Source organism: Aeriscardovia aeriphila (genome assembly GCF_002259595.1).
Lineage (GTDB): Bacteria > Actinomycetota > Actinomycetes > Actinomycetales > Bifidobacteriaceae > Aeriscardovia > Aeriscardovia aeriphila.
This window is the reverse complement of the sequence record NZ_MWWU01000002.1, coordinates 462,542-482,657: the sequence shown is the minus strand read 5'-3', so window position 1 is coordinate 482,657 and position 20,116 is coordinate 462,542. Positions and strand designations below refer to the sequence as shown.

Below are 20,116 nucleotides of genomic sequence, written 5' to 3'. Positions count from 1 at the left end.
CGCTTCGGCGGGGATTTTTTGTATGCAGTGAAGCTGTGAAGCGATCTGCGCAGTTTATCTGTGCAGTTTATCTGTGCAGCGGCACTGAACAGTTACCCTTTGCAGTAACCTTGTGCGTCAATGATAATCTGGGTTCAGCCCAGAACATATTCAGCTGTGAGGGCAGGCTTACCGGCGAGGTGTTCGCTCAAGTGCACTAAACTTGAGCCAAAAGGACTTAAGTTTTGAAACTAGCCGGTTGCGAAACTTACCCAGCAGCTCGCACAATGCTGTAAGGTAGAGGACGGATAGTTTAAAAAGACAAGGAGTTACCGTGACTTCTCCGTTTACTCCAGTAATGGATGATGGCGACGGTGCAGCACTCGCTGGTGCAAACCCGATCTTCAACCGTTTGCTGAAGAACCGCATTATTTGGCTCGGCGACGAAGTGAAAGATGAGAACGCCAACGTCATCTGCGCTCAAATGCTGATGCTCGCCGCTGAAGACCCTGAAAAGGACATCTGGCTGTACATCAATTCCCCAGGCGGTTCCATCACCGCCGGCATGGCAATCTACGACACCATGCAGCTCATCGAGCCAGACGTGGCAACCATTGCCGTGGGTATGGCCGCATCGATGGGTCAGTTCCTGCTCTCCTCGGGCACTCCTGGCAAGCGTTTCATCACCTCTCACGCACGCGTTCTGATGCACCAGCCATCTGGCGGCATCGGCGGTACCGAGACGGATGTGCGCGTCAACGCGGAACTCATCATGGATATGAAGAAGACTTTGGGTGAGCTCACTGCTCAGCAGACCGGCCACACCATTGAGCAGATCTATGAGGACAACGCTTACGACCACTGGTACACCGCACAGCAGGCTCTCGATTACGGTTTCGTCGATCACATCATCACCGACCGTAACTCGCTGAACAAGGCCGTGCAATCACAGAAGGGAGAGTGACATGGCTAGTGAAGAAGCTCGTTTCGTCGCTCGCGCTGAGCGCCTGGCAGGCAACACGTTCACCTCTCCACAGATGCGCTACGTGCTGCCCGAGTACACCGAGCGCACTCCCTACGGTGTGAAGACGACGAACCCATACTCTCGTCTCTTCGAAAACCGCATCATCTTCTTGGGTGCGCAGGTTGACGACACTTCTGCCGATGACCTCATGGCTCAGCTTCTGGTTCTCGAAAGCCAGGACCCTAACCGTGACATCATGATGTACATCAATTCCCCTGGTGGCTCGATGACTGCTATGACGGCCATTTACGACACCATGCAGTACATCAAGCCAGAAATTCAAACGGTGTGCTTGGGTCAGGCTGCTTCTGCTGCATCCGTGATTTTGGCTGCTGGCACCAAGGGCAAGCGTCTCATGCTGCCGAATGCTCGCGTGCTGATCCACCAGCCAGCAATTGGCCAGGGTTTCGGCAAGGCTTCCGAAATTGAAGTGCAAGCTCGTGAGCTGTTGCGCATGCGTGAATGGTTGGAGAACACGATGGCCAAGCATACTGGTCAGTCTCCTGAGCGCATTCGCAAGGACATTGAGATTGACACTATTCTGACAGCACAAGAGGCCAAGGATTACGGCATCGTGGATGAGGTTCTGCCTCACCGCAAGTGAGTGCAGAAACACCGCACAATCGAATAATATGAAAATGGCGAGGCTATTGGCCTCGCCATTATTTGTATGCGCCCGATGAGGCGCGCTGATAATCTTGAGAAATTCAGTGCTGCTGAGGGGCAGTGTAAATCTTCTCGTCGATCACCTGCTGCAAATTACGCACAATAACCGCACGCTTCGTCTTCAACGACGGGGTGAGCATGCCGTTCGCCTCAGTGAACTGACTGTCAAGAATTTCAAACTTACGGATCGACTCAGCGCGCGACACCTGCTTGTTCGCCACGGACACGGCGCGGGACACCTCAGCGCGAACCAGAGGGTTCTCGCGAGCCTCCTGCAAGCTTTCCACCTCGGCAGCGCCTTGAGAAGCGAGCCAAGAATTCGTATCAGCCAGGTCGAGAGTGACCAGAGCAGCGATAAACGGCTTCCTATCGCCAATCACCACGCACTGAGCAACCACAGGGCTCGTCATCACCGAAGCTTCCAAACCAGCAGGAGACACGTTCTTACCACCAGCGGTGATAATCAGATCCTTCTTGCGGCCGGTGATGGTGACGAAACCTTGCTCGTCGATGTCACCCAAGTCGCCCGTGTGGAACCAGCCATCCGCGTCAAAGGTGTCAGCAGTAGCTTCGGGGGCGTTGTGATAGCCGCGAGCAATCGAACCACCAGCAATGACAATCTCATCGTCATCAGCAACACCAACGCTCATACCAGCCAGCGGCACACCAACAGTACCAATGCGATAGCCCTTCTCCGGGTTGACCGTTGCCGGAGCACAGGTTTCCGTCAAGCCATAGCCTTCCAGCAAAGGCAGGCCACAGCCGTTGAAGAAGTGCGCGATGTCCTGGTCGAGAGGAGCGCCACCACAGACGATGTAGTCGACGTTACCGCCCAGCACTTCGCGGATCTTGGAGTAGACGAGTGCCGAATAGACGTTGCGCTGCAAGTTAAGCCATGCAGGGATGCGCTCGCTGCGGCCGTACACCACGTCTTGCTGAGCGCGAGACCAGGCGCGAGCAATTCGAGCGGCGCGAGCAAACAGGTAACCGGCAGCACCACGGCCAGCCTTCTGCGTCGCCGCGTTATACACCTTCTCAAACACGCGTGGAACGCCCAGCACGAGGGTTGGCTTGACGTGGCGGAAATCTTGAAGGATCGTCTTCATCGAACCGCCGATCGACAGCTTCATCTCTGACTCGAACACGAGGAATTGCATGAAGCGGGCGAAAACGTGAGCGAACGGCAGGAAGCACAGGTAGGAGCCGTTCGGGCGGCGCACAATGCCGGGCATCGACTGCTTGCTCGCTTCGCAAATCGAAACGAAATTGCGATGTTCGATTTCCACACCCTTCGGCGTCCCTGTGGAGCCAGAAGTATAGACGATGGTGGCCAGAGTTGAGCCCGTCACCGAGTTGATCGCCTGGTCAAGAGTTTCGTCGCTGACCTCGCGGCCGAGCTCTTTGAGCGAGTCGAGCGCATGGTTTTCAATCACGTAAACGGTTTTGAGCAGGGGAGTTTCGGGCTTCACTGCGTCAAACTTCGCCAGCTGCTCGTCGTCCTCGGCAAAGGCGTATTGTACGGCGGCGTCGAGCAGGATGTTTTTCACCTGCGCGGGGGAGTTGGTTTCATAGATTGGCACAGTGATTGCGCCGATTGCCATGATGGCGGTGTCCAGTGCGGTCCACTCGTAACGAGTATGCGACAAGATTGCCACTGGGGTTCCTGTGCCTACGCCCGAGGCGAGGAGGCCTTTGGCAAGCTCGCGCACGAGAGCGATGAACTCGGTGGCACTTATTTCATGCCATTGGTTGTTCTTATCGCGGTATTCGACCAGGGCTTGCTCAGGCATGCGTTCGACGCGGTCTTGCAGGATGGTGTAAACGCTGCGATCGACGTCGACGTCCTCGCTGGGTGTGGTGTACTGCTTTTTCATGGCTTTCCTTGTCGTTCTGCGCTTAATGTGTTTTGTCTGGGCTGGCTGAGCTGACTGAATCGGCTGAGCTATTTCAGCAGGCTGAGCTATTTCAGTTGGCTGAGCTGTGAGCTTAGTCGGATCTAGTGCTGGCAGCGGTAGTGTCAGCTGCTGGAGCTGTTGGAGTGTTCTCCTCAGCGCTCTGTGCTGATTCAGTATTCTGCGCAGCCTCAGCATCAGCATCAGCGTCAGCGTTGCTATCAGCGTTGGAATTATCCGCCTTATCGCGGTTCTTCCACGCTGCAACCACCGAATCCCTACCTTCCGCCACGCGAGCAGAAGCCTGGTTCACCGCCTGACCAATCTGGTTCGAAGCGTTGCGTGCCGCATCCGACATCCTGTCGAAAAGCTGGTCCACATCGCTGGGGCGAGGCTGGGTTCCAGGAGCCGGAGTGTAAATCTGCTTTTCAATGACGTCAGAATAGTGCGTGAGAACCTTCGGGCGAATAACCTTCATCGACGGGGTCATCGTGCCCTCTTCCTGGCTGAAATCAGCAGGAAGAATGACAAATTTACGCACCGATTCAGCACGCGAAACACTCATATTGGCGCGGTCAATAAACTGCTGAACATACGCGCGCACCGCAGGGTTATTCGCCGCCTGCTCCATGCTCATTTCAGGGTCCATATGCTGCTTCTTGAGCCACGTCTTCACCATTCCTTCATCCAAAGTGATGAGAGCAGAGATGAACGGCTTCAAATCACCCAAAACGACGGCATGCGAGACGATCGGGCACTTGCCGATCACTTCCTCGAGCGGGCCAGGCGACACGTTCTTACCACCGGCAGTGATAATCAAATCCTTCTTGCGGCCAGTGATCCAGACGAAACCGTCGTCGTCAATCTTGGCCAAATCGCCGGAGCGCAGCCAGCCGTCTTCGGTCATGGCTTCTGCTGTACGCTCAGGGTCGTCGAGATAGCCGTGGAAGACGTTGTCGCCCTTGATTTGCAGCTCGCCTTCATCGCTGATGCGCAATTCGATGCCAGGGCCTGGTTTGCCCACAGCGCCAATGCGGTTGGCATCTTCAAAATTCACAATGCACGGAGCAGCGCATTCCGTCATGCCATAGCCCTGGATGAAGGTGATGCCGTCAATGCCTTGGAAGAAGTGGGCAAGGTCCGGGTTCAAAGGAGCACCACCACAGGCCAGCCAGGCCATATTCGCGCCCAGCGCGTCCTTAACGGTGTCACCGACAGTCTTCATGTAGAAGGCATGGGAAATGCGTTCCGATGCCGGGTGGGCTTTACCGTCCTGCTCATCCTTGCTCCACTGGACGAAATGCTCATAGGCCTTTTGGAAAATAGAACCCTTGATGCCAGGGCCTGCCTTTTGAGACGCAGCGTTATACACCTTCTCGAACACGCGAGGAACACCCAGCAGGTAGGTTGGCTTGAAACTTCTGAGGTCCGCGAGCAGGTGCTTTGCCGAGGACACATACGCTACAACACCATTGTTGCAGATCGAGCAATACTGAATATAGCGGGCGAAGCAGTGGGCGAGAGGAAGGAAGAGCAGCAGACGATTGTAATCGTTGAGCATGCCCGGAAGAACCTTCCATCCATCCTTAACCACGCACAGGAAGTTGCGATAAGTCAGCTGCGCACCCTTCGGCTTACCCGTCGAACCGGAGGTGTAGACGATGGTGGCAATGTCATCCGTATGAACCTTGGAGATTGCCTCGTCGAGCTGCTCGTCGCTGACTGCTCTGCCGCGCTCTTGGAGTGCGGGCAGGCCGTCGGTGGCGAAGCAGTAGACTTTTTGCAAGCTGTCGACGCGCTCAAGAACGTCTTCGAGCATCATGGCGTGTTCGCCGGTGTCTGCGAAGGCGAGGGTGGGGTTGACTGCTTGGCAGATGCCTTCTGCTTGGCGGGAGGAGTCGGTTTCGTAGATGGGCACGAGGACTGCGCCGATAGCTGCGCAGGCGAAGTCGAGCACACCCCATTCGTACATTGTGGCTGAGTAGATGACGACACGATCGCCCTTCTTGACTTCAGCGGCGAGCAAGCCTTTTGCTGCAGCGCGCACGGTGGAGAGCATCTCGTGTGCGGAAACGGTGACCCAGTCACTGGTGTCGGCGTGTGGATCGCGGTATTGTGCCACGGTGTCCTCGGGATGCAGGGACGCGCGAGCTGCAAGAAGAGTGTAGAAGGTGTCGCTTTGCTCGACCTGTGGTGCCTCAATGGCGGTGGTGTAATACCTCAACATGAGATTTACACTACCGCGAGGAGATAACGAATGGGGAAACTTTCCCCAGTTTCCTGACGATTATCCGTAATCTGCCTTTTCTTCTCAGCGTTTTCTCAGAATAATGGCTCAAGATTACCACTACGCGCAATCCGCAGCGCGGCGAGCGCCAAGCTTTTAGCCGATGTCAAGGAACACGGACAGCCAGCGCTGCCCATCTTTCCTCATCACCACACAGCCTTGGTGTGTTTCCTGACCGATCCACATAGCGAGGCTTGCTTCCACCGTGGAATCATTCGTAAACGTGATATGAATGCCACTCATCGTCACCGGAAGCTTATTGGCGAGAGCCTGAGGCTTTCCAAAGACGATGTTGAAATAGGTCATAATCTCGCGCATATTGACTAAGCGTTGAATAACAACAGGAGAGGCTTTGTCGTCGAGAACCTTTTCGGGCATCTTCTTCCTGACAATGTCCATAGCGCGCATGGTCACCAAGATGACCTGTTGAGCCATGGCGATGCTCTCTTCATCAGGGTGAGCATGGTCGGTGTAGCACACCGTCACATTGGTGGGTTGACCGTAAGTGAGGAATTGGACGCGGGCTTTGAAGATGCGGTGGCTTCCGTGATAGCTGTCGGGGAGTCCGCAGAATGGTGCAAGGGCCATATCTTTCTCCTTCTCATCATTTACACATGAGAATAGGAGTTTTACAACACGCTGGTAAGCTTTTGTGCAATTTCGTGGAAAATTAGGTAAAAACCGCGTCATTGCAACGATAAACCTGTGCGTAAGCATGCAATCCACAGCACAATTGCGTTCAGAGTCAATTGTCGAGACGCAAGGCTACAAAAAACCGCGCCAGGTGAGCGCAGCGAACACTGCAAACCCACCCCAGCGCGGCTGATGAAACGCGGTGACAATCTTAAGCCATAGGAGCCTTAACGATTGTGATCAACAATAACCGGGCACTTTTGGAAACTCTTCAAATCCACATAACCCGTCGACGCCAACGTGCGACGCAAAGCACCCACCACATTCGTCTTACCATCAGCGAAATGGCTCGGGCCGTTAATGATCTGATCCAAAGGAGCCACAGTACCCACGCTCACACGCTGACCGCGCGGAAGAATCGGATGATGCGACTCATTACCCCAGTGCATGCCCTGGCCAGGAGCCTCATCAGCACGAGCCAGAACAGTGCCCAACATCACACCGTCAGCACCCATCGCGAAAGCCTTCACAATCGAACCCGTATCACCCAGGCCACCGTCAGCAATCAGGTGGACGTAACGGCCCCCAGACTCATCCATATAATCGCGGCGAGCAGCGGCAGCATCCGCCAGAGCAGTAGCCATCGGAGCTTCAATACCGCAGGTTGCCCTCGTCGTGGAAGTAGCACCACCGCCGAAGCCGACCAGAACGCCAGCAGCACCCGTACGCATCAAATGCAGAGCAGCCTGGTAGGTTGCCGCACCACCCACAATCACCGGCACGTCCAGCTCGTAGATGAAACGGCGCAGATTCAACGGTTCATCGTTGCTCGACACATGCTCTGCCGAAACAGTCGTGCCACGAATGACGAAGAGGTCAACACCGGCGTCAATAACCGTCTTATAAAACTCTTTCGTACGCCCTGGGGTCAAAGCACCCGCAACAGGCACTCCCGCGTCGCGAATCTGCTTCAACCTTTCGGCAATCAGATCACGTTTGACTGGCTCAGCATAAATGGCCTGCATGCGCTTCGTCGCTTCCTCAGCTGGCAAATGCGCAATCTCATGCAGCAGAGGAGTAGGGTCCTCGTAGCGCGTCCACAAACCTTCCAGGTCGAGCACTCCCACGCCACCGAGCTGACCGAGCTTGATAGCAGTTTCTGGGCTCATCACCGAATCCATCGGCGCACCCATGATCGGAATGTCAAAGTAGAAAGCGTCCAATTGCCATGCCACCGACACATCACGAGGGTCGCGAGTCCTGCGAGAAGGAACAATAGCAATATCGTCGAGAGAGTATGCAATACGGCCGGTCTTGCCAAGGCCAATTTCAATATCTTGAGCCATGGCTCTAGACTACCTGAGAGCTAGCACACTTGGCTAGCCACACCTCAGTTTCACAAACGGCTAGACTAGGAAACGTGCAACACATGGGTCATATGATGAGAAAGAGTGCGGCCACCGCCATCACGCTCGCCCTTCTGACGAGCCTTACCGCCTGCTCGTCACAACCCAGCTCCAACACGGGCGTTCCCGCACACTCGCGCGTCGGACTCCTGCTTCCGGCCGACCCTTCCGCTTTACAGTCGAGCATGTCGCTCAACTCGTGGGCAAGCTTGGCAAAACGCACGCAACAAGCCTTGCAAAAATCCGGTTTCTCTTCCTCTTCGATTACCACCCAGTACGCTCGCGACGCCGTCCAACAAGCTCAACAGTTGGAAAAGCTCGAGCAACAGTGGAGTAGCGAGGCTTCTGAGAATTCTGCAAGTTCGACGGATTTGAAAGGCAATACGCTGTTTTTGTGCGCACCTCGCGTTGAACCGGTTACCTCGTTGTGGGGAGGGTTGACTTCGCCGAGCGTAAGCCTCAATTCCTCCGGCTTCCATTCCACTCCCGAAACCAGCGAGGGCGACACTCCGCAGTATGTCTCCAGTTCTTCTTCAGATTATCAGTCTGAAAATTCTGAGTCGGACAAGTACACTTCCTCTTCGCAGCATTGGAACACCTCCCGCAGCTCAAGCAGATTGAACAGTTCGAGTAGTTCGAGCAATTCTGCCGGTTCGAGTGAATCGAGCGACTCGGCTCATTCGGAGGGCTTGAACGATTCTGCGGCCGACGACACCGCTTTGGAAGACGACGAAGAGCTCGATGCTGCTCGTAGCCGCAGTGCAGAACTGGTACGCACCCTTTCTGCTCGCGGAGTGCGCATGGTCGGCTGCTCGGACCTCGTATCTGCTCATATGGATGCGTATGTAGATATGGCAACACCGGAAAGTATTGGTGTTCTTCAGGCCAGGGAAGCGTTGAGTAAGATTCGTGCGAATACGCTTTCTGCTTCGAACCCTGCTCAGGTGTTGCTGCTGGTTCCGGGCAACCCGCAGAATGAGGCGAGCAAAGACTTCCTTTCCGGCGTGTTCTCCATGTTGGAAACTCCGTTACAGCAGGGAGTGATTCAACTGGTGGGCTTGCCTGAAGTGAAGTCCTTGTCCTCCTTCCTCGACTCGTCAGCTGCACGGGATTTCTACTTCGGCTCTGACTTATATTCGGCGGATATTTCTCACCGTCTGACGAGCTTATTGGATGACCTGATTGAACAGCAGGGTGGTGCAACCACATCCAATGGCTTGATGAAGGCGTTACCGTTTATGAAGTCTTCCACTATTGCCCTCGATGCGGTGATTGCAGGTACGGATTATATTTCCACCCAACTGGTTTCCGTTCTCACCAGCAAGGGATACCAAGGTTCTGCTGCTGACATCAACCCAGACGTGAGCTTGAGCGGTATAGTCAACTCTCTTTCGGGCAAGAAAGTATTGAATAAGCACAAGGTTCCTTACCCGGCCAACACTCTTCCTTCTGCTGAATTCAACAGTATGTGGCCGGTGATCAGCGGTTATGGTGCTATTGATGTGCCTTCCATTGTTTCGGGCAAAGAGTGGGTAACTGGCATCAGCAATGAGGAGAGCATTGCCTCCCTGTTTGCACTGTTGGCACGCAATGCTGCTTTACACAAGAAGCTCGCAGCCAAAGTTAATGAACTGGAGGGCATGACGCTCTCCTCCCGTGCTTCTCGCACGCTGATCAGTGTTGACCTTGTCCCGATCAGTTCTTCCCAGGTGAAGAATTTGATCAAGGAAGGCTACATTTCAGCTGCTGATGCGGGACTCTAAGAGCACGACTCTCACGGGGTTCAACGCAGCTGTAGGGTTGAGGTAGGTGTTTCCTCGCCGCACACCGATATGCGCACAGGTGTTCTCACAATGGTCAGATATTCCTTCCACCTCGCCGATAATCTCGCCTGCCTGAACGGTTGCTCCCTTTTTCGCGCTACTGATGGCAGGTTCAATACTGACGGTGAGGCCATTGTCTAAAGCCAGTGAGAGCACATCTTTGCCACCGACTTTGCCAGACATCACCACCATGGCCTTCCCAGGTGCGATAATCTGCGAGCCTTCATCAATGGCAACATCGATACCGCGATGACCTTTCTTCCAGTTTTCTTTAGGAATGACGGCAGGGGAGAGCACCTCAGAAGCATCTTTTCCGGTGCTGAGCCTTACCGGCCAGTACAGGCGTTCACAACCTTGCTTACTCGCCCCTTTCACACCACCCTGTGAAGCTGCGTGCTCACTCGTCTGGCGTTCAAACGGGGAGATCATCCAGAGAGACGGCGAACCGCCCTGCCAGCGAGGAGGCATAATCAACATCACGAGAATCATCACTAGAGCGAGGGGAATGCGCACCAAGATCGTCCACAAACTCATCTTCTACCTCACTTGCGGTGTAAGGGCTGAGCACGACGCATCGAATAACACGAATGGCGCGAGATGAGCAGCAACAAGGCAGCAACCAGCATCAAACTCACCGCTGCTGCAACAAGAACGAGCAGCGACCAGGATGTTGTACCCGTCTGAGGCAATTTCTCGCGCGTTACCTGGAAGGATTCCGCAGGCTGGGCAAACTGATGAGCAAAAGAATTCTCCGCAAACGCACTCGGCAGCTCTTTCACCTTCCACATCCAGGTGTAATTGCCCGGAACCAAGCTCACCTCAAGCTCAGCATCCTTCGAAGAGAAACCCGAGACAGTGACATCACGCACACTGACAATCTGGGCGGAATCGGGAACCTCATCGCTGACGCTGGGAAGCTCACCATCCACCTTGTACAGCGTGCCCTGCAAGCTCACTGCCACCGGTTTACCCGAAGCGTCAATCGGCCATGTATCCGCCTCACCAGCGCCTTTCAGCTCCAAACGGTCAGTAACTGTAAAAGTACCCACCTGCTGCTCGGCATTTTCGCTTGCCGGGATTACCAGCGTGTCTCGATCCGCCTTCGTGAGCAATGCCACGTTTGAGCGGGTATACACCGTCTCATCAGCGGCACCATAATCTTCAGCAACATCACCCTGAATAAACGGGTACACAGCCGTAGGCTCCAAGCCGGTCTGCTGGGCGATACCACTGGCCTGCGTGTCCACCCAGAAGCGGAAGAACTGATAGCCCGATTCCAACTCATCCAACACCACACCGGGCTCGGGATGCCAGGAAGCCACGCGCTTCTCATCCTCATCCGAAGAACTGATCAAGAAAGTGCCCGCATGATTAGTCGAAAACTCCGTCGTTGCTAGACGAGTGACTCCCTCAGGAAGCTTCGCACTCGGGTTTTCGAGTAGGCTTGCCATCTGATCAGTCGCGAGACCGCCGAGCAGCTCACCTTTCACCACGAGGCTGATCTGGTTTTCCTCGGTTTCTGCATTCTCACCCCAGCCCGTGCGGGTGTGTAGCCAGTCGTGAGTATCCACAACACCGTCACCGTTGATATCCTCCACGTCAAGGCTCACCGTGTCGCGGATAGGCTCTTCGCGATCACGCATGATGGCATCCAGAACAGGATCTTCCTCAACCCTGTTCTCCTCAACCCCGTTCTCCTCAACGCTGTTCTCTTCAACGTCGCTAGCAAGCTGTTGAGCTTGACGCACGGAGGAGTGGATAACCGGCTTCATCGCACGCAAACGCGCATCCACGGTTTCTCCTGGTTGAATACCATCTGTCCAATACTCATCACGCAACTGTCCAGCCACCTCAGGAATCTGTTGTTTGCGAGTGATGGACCACTGCCACACCAGCCAACCAGAATCACCAATATTCCTCGGGGTTGCACCCGGATGGTCAGCAAGCCACTGCGAGGAGAGTTTACTTAGCTCTACCGTTTGGGTTTGCGCGCGGTCAGAAATACTCTCCACTTGGGCAAGCAACCTCGCATCCTCAAGCTTCTTACCCTCTTGAGGTTCAGTGTTACTGAACCAGACCTGAGCTTGCGCACGTACGGGAGCATTGTCTGGCCAGGACGGGAGAGGCGCACAAGGGTCAACAGACCACGTAATACGATCATGGGGCATCTGACCCGGTTCAATACGATGATCCGCAGCATCCGAGGTAATCAGCGGTTGGAAACGATTATCCACATCAAACTGAATACCCTGACTCTTATGCTGGTAGCCCGTAGGCATAAAGAGATTCTGCTTACCCGCAATATTCTCTTTCCTCCGCCCCTCCACCACGTCATAGACGACCTTCACATCCGCCTTGCCCGCAGAACGCGCCGTCCACGGAATACGAATCGTCTCCTTACCGGTCTTCCCACGAATCGGCCCTTGCACATCAATGAGCGAATCATCATATTCCAGATGCCAATTCACCCCTTCAACCGTCCCATCCGCGCTGCGCAACTCAACCACAATTGTGCCGTGCAACACATTCGAATCCACCAGCCTCACCGCTGCTGAACTCACCGTATGCTTCGCAGCCTCATCCCACAACCTGCGCGCAGTATCCGCCACCTGCTGAGTGGTATAACCACCCATCATGGTCTCTTTCTTAATCGATGACCACAAAGAATTCTCTTCCAAATGATCATGAATAGCCCACGCCACCGCAGCCTGAATCAAATCATCATGATTATCCTTATGCTCCGTCACCAATTCAGCCGCAATACGATACTTCTCACCCGTAGCAGGCTTCCACCCGTCATCACCCGAACCAGCGAGAAAATCAATACCCGCCTCCACACAGTAAAACGGCAAACCATCCTTATAACCCATAATTCCCAGACCAACCAAAACCCGGCCCTGAGAATTCTTCATCGACAAACCCGGCAAGTTATACCAATACGTCAAAGCATCAGCACGCGGCACACAGCACAGCATCAGCAAAGCAACCACACTGATAATCACAAATCGTGCCCGTACCAAACCCGAAGCGTGACGAGCAGCAGAACCCAAGTTCAAACGAGTCGGGCCATAAACATGAGATTGCTGACGGCCAGCTCTCTTCATCGTCGAGGCAGGGCAGTCGGTCAATCCTTTCAAGCGAGTGAACCATTTCATCGCATCCTCCTTTCGTTAGCTCCATCCAAGCCGAGGAGATACGCGCGAACAGGTTTTCTCGCAAAATGTGGATAACTTTTGGAAAACCGCGTCATCACACCGATTTGAGCTTATCGACACGCCGAGGTTTGCGAACTGGCTTTCATCTGCGTATAGTTTCTTTCTGTTGCCAACGCAACACATTCCCGATTAGCTCAGTTGGTAGAGCGTTCGACTGTTAATCGAAATGTCGCCGGTTCGAGTCCAGCATCGGGAGCCAACAGGTCAGAGTTCGCTCTGGCCTTTTTTGTTTTCCTACCCCTGTCCGCAAACCACCCGCCGACACGAGCAGCATGCTCAGAGCCTGTTCCGTGCCCAGCATGTTTTATGATGTCACAATGAAGCAGATACAGTTAAGCGATTGCCGCAGGGGAATGCGCGCACGCATTCAAGCCTGCAATCTCAACGAAGAGCAGGCAATCCGCATCGGGGAGATGGGTTTGCGCCCCGGCGATACTGTCGAAATTCTGCTGTCATCACACCTTTTCGGCCAAGTCATTGCTCACGGAAGCGAACGCCTGGCCATCGACAGAAAAACAGCGCGCTCCATTGTGGTCAACGTGCTCAGCCCAACCCTTAAAACACTATGATTTCTCCAGATTATCAGCACGACAATTCCGCTGGCGCACCGCTTCACAGCAAACCCACAGTGCCCAGCGAATCCACAGCGCAGAGCGAACCTGCGCACAGAGAACCTGCACCACACAGTGAGCTTGACCACAGCGTGCCTGAAGAGGGGATGATGCACTCGGGGCATCATCACTCTCGCGGTTTCTCGCTGTTGTGGCGCCTGATTGGCCGCGATGAAGGCCATGGCCATAAGCCGGGTCACTCGCAAGCTCATGCGGAGCACGACTACGCCGCGGAGCACAACCACGCGAACCACTCCCAGCACGCTGGTCACGCTGCAGGATCCAACTACGACGCACACAACCACTCGGCACACACTGCAGAGTACACTACTACGCGCATCCCTCGCGTCGTCTTCGTCGGCAACCCCAACGTTGGCAAGTCGACCCTGTTCAACGCAATCTTGGGTGCGGACGCAGCAGTGATGAACGCGCCAGGAACGACGGTGATGATCGAGTCCGGCGAGCTCACCTACACTGATCCTGCTACGAACAGGAAAGAGAACTGGGAGCTTGTCGACACACCAGGAACCGCCTCTTTCGCCTCGATGAGCCCCGATGAGGAAGTCGCCGCGCAAACAGCTCTGGGCTGGGGCAGCCATCCCGACCCTCAGGTTCTCGTGATTACCATTGACGCTACCGCACCTTCGCGAGGCTTCTACCTGCTCAGCCAAGCCATCGATTCAGGCGTCGCTCCCGTGGTGGCGCTGACGATGGCAGACCTTGCTCACCAGCCTGAAGGCATAGAACAACGCATTTCTGCGGCTCTAGAGAATATTCCTGTGGTGAGCGTTGACGGGCGAACTGGCAAGGGTGTTGAGCAGCTGCTCGCTCACATTCACCGCCAGATTCACAACCCAGTGCTGACGAGCGCTCCTGCCGTTGACCCGCTGCCAGGAGAAGAGGCTTTTGCCACTTCAGGCTGGGATGGTGTGCGCACCTGGTTGCGGCGCAATGCTGACCGCCGTTTCCAGTGGGCTTCCTGGCTGCTCACCGCAATTGGCTACGGTGAAGCGGGAGAGGAGAGCGAAGCCAGCGAGGGCGTCCACACGAGCGAAGCCGCCGAGACCGCCGCAACGGATCAAGCGATTAACACCAGCAAAGTCAAAACTGCCAGCCCCGCCCTCGCGACGCATCTCACGCTTTCCGACCGCATTGACGCCGTGTTGCTGCACCCTGTCTGGGGAATCATCATCTTCCTCGCCGTCATGTACCTGGTTTTCGAAGCGACGACTGCGGTCGCACAGCCGATCGTTGACTTTATTGATAATCAAGTGCGAGGCGTGCTCAACAGCGGCGCCGACTGGCTCAACTGGCAGATCGCTGGCCAGCAAGGCCTCGATTCTTGGGTCCATTCTCTGGTGGTCGACGGCCTGATCGATGGCATTATCACCGTTTTGACGTACGTCCCGCCGATGGCGATGGTCTTCGTAATGCTCTACCTGTTGGAAGACACGGGCTACCTGTCGCGCGCGGCCTTCGTGATGAACCGCACGATGCGTCTGATTGGCCTCGATGGTCGCGCCTTCCTCCCGCTTGTGGTGGGTTTTGGCTGCAATCTGCCCGCCCTGGCCGCAACCCGCACGCTTCCTGACGAGCGTCAACGCATCATGACGGGCCTTCTCATCCCGTTTACCTCCTGTTCGGCGCGTTTGTCGGTGTACGTGGTGCTCGCCTTCGCTTTCTTCCGCAAGAACGCTGGAATTGCCATCTTTGCGATGTACGTGATCTCGCTGGTGGTCATTGTTCTGATCGGTTTGATTTTGCGCCGCACGCAGTTCTCTGACTTGAAAAACCAGCCTTTTGTCATCGCTTTGCCGCACTACCACATTCCTCGTGCCAAGCTGATGGTGGTTTCCGTTGCCAAGCGCTTGTGGAACTTTATTCGCGGGGCAAGCTCGGCCATCATGTCCATGTTGCTCGTCATTTGGCTGCTTTCCGCCATTCCTGTGTCCGGCACCCTGGCTGGCCATTCCGCTCAAAACCCTGAGATTAACACTGCAAACGCCTCCGCCGAGCCGGTTCAGGATAGTTTTGGCAAGGTCTCGCGCGTGGAAGACTCCTTGTATGGCACGATTGCGCAAAGTGTTGCTCCCGTTTTCGCCCCGGCAGGCTTTGGCAACTGGCAGGCGACAGCCGCTCTGATGTCTGGCTTTGTGGCCAAGGAAGTTGTAGTCGGCTCGCTGTCCCAGGCGTACCACGCTGATGCTTCGGACTCTGGTTCACGCGATCTCTCCTCTGCTTTGCGCGAAAGCTTTGATAAATCAAGCAATGGTCACCCTCAGGCTGCGGCGCTGGCTTTCATGGTTTTCACTTTGGCCTACACGCCCTGCCTGGCAACTGTTGTAGAGGAGAAGCGCCTGTTTGGCCGTAAGATCGCAGCAGAGACGGTGATTATCGGCTTGCTGGTTGCCTACATTTTAGCGGTGGCAATCTTCCAGATTGGAGTGTTGCTATGAAAGGCTTTCAAGCTACTCACCCCAGTAATAACGAGGGTTTTCGCAAAACTGAGGCCGACGACAACGCCGGTTTTCGCCGCACCAATAGGCCGCAGGACACCTCCCAGCCCACCTTGTTAAGCTTAGTGGTCCAAGATTTACAGTGCGGCAAAAGCCCGTACGCTATTGCGCAATCTCGCCGCGTTCCCCTCGACTTCGTCAAACTGAGCCTCGATTGGTTGCAAGACCACCCTCAGGTCAACGGCACAGATATCGCTTTCGTCTCGGTCGCCGCCTGCAATCAAGGAGCGTGCGATCCCAACCCGGACTCGCTCATCTGTGTGGGTTGCCCTCTGCTGCCGGCTGCTATCAAGCGCGAACGCTCAATTCCTCACCATTTGTGGAAGTCAATTGCCAGCAAAGTGTTCAAGAGGAGAGACTAACCTGACAGCAGGTATAAGCCAGAAACTACCGGAAAGGCGAGAAACCTGCCGGTACAAGCAAGAAAACTTTCCGATACAAGTCTGATGGTTCAGTTGCCACCGCTGTGAAGTGGGAAGTGGAAAGTAGAGAGGAAAGGGGAGACAATGACTATTCGCCAGATTCGCGTTGTTCCTGACCCAGTGCTGCGCACGCCCTGCGACGAGGTCAAGGAAATCACGCCTGCTGTTCGCCAGCTGGTGACAGACCTGATGGAAACTGTGGATGACCCGGGTCGCGCAGGCCTGTCGGCCAATCAGATCGGTGTTAATCTCAGGGTGTTCAGCTACAACATCGACGGCAAGATCGGCTACATTATTAACCCCAAGATCGTTGAAAAATCGGGTGAGCAGTACGGTGAGGAAGGCTGCCTTTCCCTGCCAGGGCTGTGGTATAAAACCCCTCGCGCCGACTATGCGAAGGCTACCGGCATCGACCTCGACGGCAAGCCGGTGGTGTTGGAAGGTAAGGGTTTGATGGGCCGCATGATCCAGCATGAGTGCGACCACTTGGACGGCCATGTGTACCTGGATCGCTTGGAAAAGGACGACCGTAAGGCAGCCATGCGCTATATGCGCGAGCACCCGTTCACCCAGCGCTGACAATCCAGATGAGAGAAAGCCAGGCGAAAATCCGAGGGGAGAAAGCCAGGCGAAAAGTCTCGTGAAAAAGTACGCTCTGTCGGTTACTATGGAAGGCTGTATGCACCGCTTGAAAGGCTGGTCGCGAGCTTAACGAGCATTTTTATTGTCAACCGCATACACAAATACGCGTCATGACTGCGATGGCCTGCGTCGGTCGGCTTTATGCTGTGTCCAGGTGCTCATGACTAGGTAATAACCGACAGAAAGGTACACTCATGACTCAGATCACCATGAGCGAACTCCTGAACGCTGGAGTTCATTTCGGTCATCAGACCCGTCGTTGGAACCCAAAGATGAAGCAGTTCATCCTCATGGATCGCAACGGCATTCACATCATCGATCTGTTCAAGACTCTTGACGCTCTCGACGTGGCTTATGACTTCGTCAAGGAGACCGTTGCTCACAATGGCACCGTTCTCTTCGTCGGCACCAAGAAGCAGGCTCAGAAGGCTATCGCCGAGCAGGCAACCCGCGTTGGTATGCCATACGTTGCTCAGCGCTGGCTGGGTGGTATGCTCACCAACTTCCAGACCGTTTCCGGCCGCGTTTCTCGCATGAAGGAACTGCAGGAGATGGACTTCGAGGATACCAAGGCTTCTGGCCTGACCAAGAAGGAGCTCCTGCTTCTCTCCCGCGAAAAGGACAAGCTCGTTCGCGAGCTCGGCGGTATCGCTAACATGAACCGCACTCCTTCCGCACTCTTCGTCGTGGACATCAACAAGGAAGCTCTCGCTGTGGATGAAGCTCGTAAGCTCGGTATCCCAGTCGTGGCTCTCGTTGATACCAACACTGATCCAGACCTCGTCAACTACCCAATCCCAGCTAACGATGACGCCATCCGCGGCATTGAGCTGCTGACCAAGTTCATGGCTGACGCTGTTGCTGATGGTCTGTTGGCTCGTGACAAGGGCAAGACTGCTGACAAGGCTGAGGAGAAGTCTGCTGAGCCAATGGCTGAGTGGGAAAAGGATCTCTTGAACTCCGACGATTCTAAGAAGAGCGAAGAGGCTTCTGAGAAGTCCGAGTGACTCTCGTCACAAACAAGCTGAATTTCAGCGAGTGGAGAGTTGCGCGTCACGCTGTTGAAGTTTTCAATGGCTCAAGATTGTCACCGCGTGATAATCTCGCGTAGCTCTCCCCAAATTTTTCAGGAAAAGTGTTGCTAGTTTCTAGCACCGAGAGGAGACGCACATGGCAGCAATTTCGCTGGCACTGATTAAGCAGGTTCGTGAAGATACCGGCGCTGGCATGATGGCCGTGAAGGCTGCACTCACCGAAGCTGATGGCGATGTGCAGAAGGCAAAGGACATTCTTCGTGAGAAGGGTGTTCAGGCCGCTGGTAAGCGCGAAGGCCGTAAGGCTCAGGAAGGCCTTGTTGCATACAAGGTCGTCGAGGAGAACGGCAAGCAGGTGGGTTACGCAGTCGAGCTGAACGCTGAGACCGACTTCGTTGCTGAGACCCCACAGTTCGTTCAGTATGGTAACGAGATCGTGGAAGCTATGGTCGCTGCAAAGGCAACCACTGCTGAGGAGATCCTCGCTGCAAAGACCGCTCAGGGCACTGTTGCTGACACCATTACCGAGGCTGGTGCTCTGTTTAAGGAGCACGTCAAGCTCGGTCAGTTCGCTCGCATCGAGGGCGAGCGCGTGGATGTGTACGCTCACAAGAAGTCTGCTGAGTTCCCACCATCCACCGTTGCTATGGTTGCCACCGACGAGAAGGCTGCTGAGGTTGCTCACGATGTGAACCTGCAGATTTCTGCAATGGCTCCAAAGTGGCTCACCGAAGAGGACGTTCCACAGGACGTCATCGACCACGAGACTGAGGTCGAGACCAACAAGTTCCGTGAGCAGGGCAAGCCAGAGAAGATCATTCCAAACATCGTCAAGGGTGCTATCAAGGCCTTCTTCAAGGACACCGTGCTCGTCGACCAGGCATTCGTCAAGGATCCTAAGGTCACCGTGGGCCAGCTCGTCGAGAAGACCGGCGGCAAGCTCGAGCAGTTCGTCCGCATTGAGGTTGGTAAGGGCGAAGAAGAAGCTGCTGAGGAATCCTCCGAGGAGTGACTTCGCTCACCTTCACTGGTGATAATCTGAATGGCCAGCCTCTCTCTTACAGCGTTTTGCTGTATAGGGGAGAGGCTGGTCTTTTTTATCCTCGCCTTCTGTCACTAAGTTTGCTTAGACTTGACCACAGAGTGTGGAAATACTACAACTCTTCGATGCTGGGGGTCTCACATGACTGAAGCAAGCAAGCCACGCCGCGTCCTTCTTAAGCTCTCTGGTGAAGCTTTTGGCGGCGGAAAAGTGGGAATCGACACTGTTGTTATCAGCCGAATCGCACAGGAGATCAAGCAAGCCGTACAGCAGAGTGTTCAGGTGGGCATCGTCGTGGGCGGCGGCAACTTCTTCCGCGGAGCTGAATTGCAGCAGGCCGGTTTGGACCGTTCCCGCGGCGACTACATGGGTATGCTCGGCACCGTCATGAACTGCCTGGCTTTGCAAGACTTCTTGGAGAACGCTGGCCAGCCTACTCGCGTGCAAACCGCCATCGCTATGGCCCAGGTTGCTGAGCCGTATATTCCTTTGAAGGCAATCCGCCACTTGGAAAAGGGCCGCGTGGTGATTTTCGGTGCAGGCGCTGGCATGCCGTACTTCTCCACCGACACCGTTTCTATTCAGCGTTCGCTCGAAATTCACTGCTCTGAAGTGGTGATGGGTAAGAACGGCGTGGATGGTGTGTACAACGCTGACCCGCGTAAGGATTCTTCCGCTCGCCGTTACGACGTGCTCAACTTCCACGATGCCATCGTCAACAACTTGGCAGTGATGGATTCTTCTGCTCTTTCCATGGCTCACGACAACAACCAGCGCATTCGCGTCTTTGGTTTGGAGGAGCCAGGTAATGTTACTCGCGCTTTGTTGGGCGAGGAGATTGGCACTCTGGTTGCAGCAGATGTGGAGTCGAGCTTCGCAGCCTGATAATCTCAGGCCATTTGCCTGCGAACCGGCCGGCGCACA

General features: G+C 55.0%; 16 protein-coding genes and 1 tRNA gene. 11 read left to right on the top strand and 6 right to left on the bottom strand.

Going from position 1 to position 20,116, the window contains the following annotated elements:
- Positions 1–313 precede the first annotated feature (313 nt).
- Both AEAE_RS03160 and AEAE_RS03155 read left to right on the top strand, forming a co-directional pair.
- Positions 314–943: an ATP-dependent Clp protease proteolytic subunit gene (locus tag AEAE_RS03160; protein ID WP_094689684.1), complete on the top strand. Its 630-nt coding sequence runs from the start codon at positions 314–316 to the stop codon at positions 941–943.
- Between the two features lies 1 nt (position 944).
- Positions 945–1,607, top strand: a complete 663-nt coding sequence (locus tag AEAE_RS03155) for an ATP-dependent Clp protease proteolytic subunit (protein WP_094689683.1) — start codon at positions 945–947, stop codon at positions 1,605–1,607.
- A gap of 103 nt (positions 1,608–1,710) precedes the next feature.
- Here the strand turns inward: AEAE_RS03155 and AEAE_RS03150 are convergent, their stop codons facing one another.
- From AEAE_RS03150 to AEAE_RS03135, 4 genes are all read right to left on the bottom strand, one after another.
- On the bottom strand, positions 1,711–3,543 hold the full coding sequence (locus AEAE_RS03150) for an AMP-dependent synthetase/ligase (protein WP_094689682.1): 1,833 nt from the start codon (positions 3,541–3,543) through the stop codon (positions 1,711–1,713).
- Positions 3,544–3,655: 112 nt separating this feature from the next.
- On the bottom strand, positions 3,656–5,788 hold the full coding sequence (locus tag AEAE_RS03145; RefSeq protein WP_094689681.1) for an AMP-dependent synthetase/ligase: 2,133 nt from the start codon (positions 5,786–5,788) through the stop codon (positions 3,656–3,658).
- A 156-nt stretch (positions 5,789–5,944) separates the two neighbouring features.
- Complete coding sequence (locus tag AEAE_RS03140) at positions 5,945–6,436, bottom strand: hypothetical protein (RefSeq protein ID WP_094689680.1); 492 nt, start codon at positions 6,434–6,436, stop codon at positions 5,945–5,947.
- Positions 6,437–6,708: 272 nt separating this feature from the next.
- Complete coding sequence (locus tag AEAE_RS03135; protein WP_094689679.1) at positions 6,709–7,827, bottom strand: GuaB3 family IMP dehydrogenase-related protein; 1,119 nt, start codon at positions 7,825–7,827, stop codon at positions 6,709–6,711.
- 74 nt (positions 7,828–7,901) lie between these two features.
- Between AEAE_RS03135 and AEAE_RS03130 the strand changes: the two genes are divergently transcribed.
- Positions 7,902–9,650 (top strand): hypothetical protein, encoded by a 1,749-nt coding sequence (locus AEAE_RS03130; RefSeq protein ID WP_158520479.1) that lies wholly within the window; start codon positions 7,902–7,904, stop codon positions 9,648–9,650.
- Here the strand turns inward: AEAE_RS03130 and AEAE_RS03125 are convergent.
- Both AEAE_RS03125 and AEAE_RS03120 read right to left on the bottom strand, forming a co-directional pair.
- Positions 9,627–10,244 (bottom strand): M23 family metallopeptidase, encoded by a 618-nt coding sequence (locus AEAE_RS03125; RefSeq protein ID WP_094689677.1) that lies wholly within the window; start codon positions 10,242–10,244, stop codon positions 9,627–9,629. The genes AEAE_RS03130 and AEAE_RS03125 overlap by 24 nt on opposite strands.
- An 8-nt stretch (positions 10,245–10,252) precedes the next feature.
- Complete coding sequence (locus AEAE_RS03120; protein WP_094689676.1) at positions 10,253–12,865, bottom strand: LPXTG cell wall anchor domain-containing protein; 2,613 nt, start codon at positions 12,863–12,865, stop codon at positions 10,253–10,255.
- A gap of 183 nt (positions 12,866–13,048) precedes the next feature.
- On the opposite strand from AEAE_RS03120, the gene AEAE_RS03115 reads away from it, so the two are divergent.
- The 8 genes from AEAE_RS03115 to pyrH all read left to right on the top strand — a co-directional run bounded on the left by AEAE_RS03115 (position 13,049) and on the right by pyrH (position 20,077).
- Positions 13,049–13,124: transfer RNA gene (locus AEAE_RS03115), tRNA-Asn, on the top strand.
- 118 nt (positions 13,125–13,242) lie between these two features.
- The gene (locus tag AEAE_RS03110) at positions 13,243–13,494 is read left to right on the top strand and encodes a FeoA family protein (RefSeq protein WP_148139951.1); all 252 of its coding nucleotides are present in this window, start codon (positions 13,243–13,245) and stop codon (positions 13,492–13,494) included.
- On the top strand, positions 13,491–15,992 hold the full coding sequence (feoB, locus tag AEAE_RS03105; protein WP_094689674.1) for a ferrous iron transport protein B: 2,502 nt from the start codon (positions 13,491–13,493) through the stop codon (positions 15,990–15,992). The genes AEAE_RS03110 and feoB overlap by 4 nt, the downstream gene beginning before the upstream one ends.
- On the top strand, positions 15,989–16,414 hold the full coding sequence (locus AEAE_RS03100; protein WP_094689673.1) for a hypothetical protein: 426 nt from the start codon (positions 15,989–15,991) through the stop codon (positions 16,412–16,414). Before feoB ends, AEAE_RS03100 begins: the two co-directional genes overlap by 4 nt.
- Before the next feature lie 144 nt (positions 16,415–16,558).
- Entirely contained in the window at positions 16,559–17,053 is a 495-nt protein-coding gene (def, locus tag AEAE_RS03095; protein WP_094689672.1) for a peptide deformylase, read from the top strand.
- 257 nt (positions 17,054–17,310) lie between these two features.
- A complete protein-coding gene (gene rpsB / locus AEAE_RS03090; RefSeq protein WP_094689671.1) occupies positions 17,311–18,123 on the top strand; it encodes a 30S ribosomal protein S2 in 813 nt (270 codons plus the stop codon).
- A 163-nt stretch (positions 18,124–18,286) separates the two neighbouring features.
- Entirely contained in the window at positions 18,287–19,162 is an 876-nt protein-coding gene (gene tsf, locus AEAE_RS03085) for a translation elongation factor Ts (RefSeq protein WP_094689670.1), read from the top strand.
- A gap of 171 nt (positions 19,163–19,333) precedes the next feature.
- On the top strand, positions 19,334–20,077 hold the full coding sequence (gene pyrH, locus AEAE_RS03080; RefSeq protein WP_094689669.1) for a UMP kinase: 744 nt from the start codon (positions 19,334–19,336) through the stop codon (positions 20,075–20,077).
- The last annotated feature ends 39 nt before the right edge of the window (positions 20,078–20,116 follow it).